At 49.5% G+C, this 3040-nt stretch carries 1 protein-coding gene; it reads right to left on the bottom strand.

What is annotated here, in order from left to right; translation table 11 throughout:
• Positions 1 to 167 precede the first annotated feature (167 nt).
• The gene (locus tag ACTHUT_RS16755; RefSeq protein ID WP_250599843.1) at positions 168 to 2996 is read right to left on the bottom strand and encodes a 2-oxoglutarate dehydrogenase E1 component; all 2829 of its coding nucleotides are present in this window, start codon (positions 2994 to 2996) and stop codon (positions 168 to 170) included.
• Between the last annotated feature and the right edge of the window lie 44 nt (positions 2997 to 3040).

Here is a 3040-nt window from a genome sequence, read left to right as displayed (position 1 = left end):
TTCCATTCCAAGAGCGTGCCTTCAGATACGCTTTCAGACAGCATAGGTACTTTTACATCAATAATCATTTTGTGTCTCCAATGGCCCTTTCAGACGGCCTGTTGTGTGTTTTTAATTCTGCATATGGACATTCCGCCTGAACAACCTCAGACGGAATGCTGCTTGGTTTACAACGCCAAAGCGTCTTCAACCAATTGTTTCAGTTGAGCAATGTGTTTGCTTGAGTAGCCCACTGCAGGCGACGCGCTGCTTGGACGACCGGCATAAGACAGTTTTTGCTCTTCGCTGATAACATCTTCGATGCGGTGGCGGATTTGGTAGAACGCGCCTTGGTTTTTCGGCTCTTCTTGTGCCCAAACCACAGATTTTGCGTTCGGATATTTCGCCAGTTCAGCTTTAACCTCCTCGTATGGGAACGGATACAGCTGCTCAACGCGGACGATAGCGACATCATCTTCCAGTTTACGCTCGGCGCGGCCAGCTTCCAAGTCATAGTAAACCTGACCGGCACACAATACCACGCGTTTCACGCTGTCGTTGCTTGCGCGTTCTGCGGTATCGCCGATAACCGGACGGAAGGTCGAACCTTCGGTGAAGTTTTCCAGCGGGCTCATTGCACCTTTGAAGCGCAACAGGCGTTTGGACATGAAAATCACCAGAGGTTTACGGTATGAACCCAAGACTTGACGTTGCAAGATGTGGAACATTTGCGACGCTTCAGACGGCATGATGACTTGCATATTGTTCTCAGAACACAGTTGCAACCAACGTTCTACGCGTGCAGAAGAGTGTTCAGGACCTTGACCGTCGTAGCCGTGCGGCAGGATGGTGGTCAGACCGCACAAACGACCCCATTTGGTTTCGCCTGAAGACAGGAATTGGTCAATAGTCACTTGCGCACCGTTGGCGAAGTCACCGAATTGAGCTTCCCAAATGGTCAGCTTGTCAGGTGCGGAGCAGGCAAAGCCGTACTCAAACGCCATCACAGCTTCTTCGTTCAAAATGGAGTCGATAACCAGGAACTCGCCCATGCCTTCGCCCATATGGCGCAGAGGAACATAAGTACCGTCGTCCCATTTTTCGCGTTTTTGATCGTGCAGTACTGCATGACGGTGTGAGAATGTACCGCGGCCGGAGTCCTCACCGGAGATACGCACGCCATGACCTTTAGTCAGCAGGCTTGCGTATGCGAGGGTTTCAGCCATACCCCAGTCGATGGTTTGTTTGCCGGATGCCATTGCTTTACGCGCTTCAAGCACACGTTTTGCAGTCGGATGCAGGGCAAAGCCTTCCGGCACGGCGGTAAACTTCTCGGTAAGGCGCTCAATATCGGCGGCAGGCAAACCGGTTTCGATGTGTTCGCGCCAATCTTTGCCTTGGTATTTGCTCCAGTCGATTTGTGTGCGTTGGAAATTGCTCAAAGTTGTTTGTTCAACATGTTCGCCTTTGTCCAAAGCATCACGATAGGCTTGAATGTAGCCGTCAGCCTCAGCTTGAGTTACCACGCCTTCGGCAATCAGTTGCTCGGTGTACAAAGCACGCGCACCTGGGTGTTGCGATACTTTTTTGTACATCATCGGTTGGGTCAAGGTCGGATCATCGCCTTCGTTGTGGCCCCATTTACGGTAGCAGACAACGTCGACCACGATGTCTTTATGGAATTTTTTGCGGTAATCCAAGGCAGCTTGGATGGCAAAGCAAACGCGTTCAGGATCATCGCCGTTCACATGGATAACCGGAGCAGAAACCATTTTCGCGATATCGGTACAGTGTACGGTAGAGCGGGTATCGCGGGTATCGGAAGTCGTAAAGCCGATTTGGTTATTGATCACGATGTGAACAGTACCGCCGGTGGTATAACCGCGTGTTTTAGACAGGTTGAATGTTGCTTGGTTAACACCCAAACCGATAAATGCGGAGTCACCGTGAATCAATACCGGCAAGACTTTATCGCGGCCGTTTTCACTCAAACGTTTTTGTTTGGCGCGTGCAGAACCTTCCACTACCGGATTCACGATTTCCAAGTGTGATGGGTTAAATGCCAAAGAAACATGCATTGGGCCGTGTGGCGTAGCAATGTCGGAGCTGAAGCCCATGTGGTATTTCACGTCGCCGCTAGGCAATTTGATTTCGGCACGGCCTTCAAACTCAGCAAACAAATCACCGGGTTTTTTACCCAGAATGTTCACCAAAACATTCAGACGGCCACGGTGTGCCATACCGATGATGACTTCTTCCACACCGTCTTTACCGGCGTTTTGAATCAGGTAGTTCAAACCGGCAATCACACTTTCACCGCCTTCTACACCAAAGCGTTTTTGACCGACATATTTGGTATGCAGGTAGCGTTCCAGAGTTTCGGCAGCAGTCATTTCTTTCAAGATACGGCGTTTTTGTTCAACGTTGTAGCTTGGCGTAGACAGTACGCTTTCAAAATAATTGCGAACCCAGCGACGCTCTTCGGTATTTGGGATGTAGATGTACTCTACCGCGATATGGCCGCAGTAGGTTTGTTTGAGGTTGCTGATGATTTGGGACAGAGGCAGTTTGCTCTGACCGGAAAAATCGCCCTCGCCCATATTGAACTGAAGCGCCATATCGGCATCTGACAGACCGTGGAATTTAGGATCGAGAGCTTCGATATTTTGAGGAGGAATACGTTTGAGCGGATCAAGTTGGGCTGCACCCACGCCTTGGATACGATAGGCAGAAATCAGTCGCAAAACGCTGACTTGCTTTTTCATCATTGCCTCATCCACACCGCCTGCGACGGCTGCGGCAACTTTCTTTTTAGCCAAAGTGGCAAATGATTCACGAATCGGTGTATGGGCAACATCGACAGCGACTGCGCCCGGCTGTTTACTCAAATCGGTAAAGTACTGTTTCCATTTTTCATCGACAGATTCCGGATTATCCAGAAACTTTTCATACAACTCCTCGATGTATGGCGCATTAGAACCAAACAGATAAGAGAAATTGAGTTTTTCGTCCATCATGGCGTGAGCTCTTTTCTTTAAAATATAAACAAAGGGTAGAATCC

It is taken from the genome of Neisseria sp. P0022.S010 (assembly GCF_051956635.1).
The sequence above is the reverse complement of the archived record's forward strand: the minus strand, read 5'-3'. Positions and strand labels throughout refer to the sequence as shown.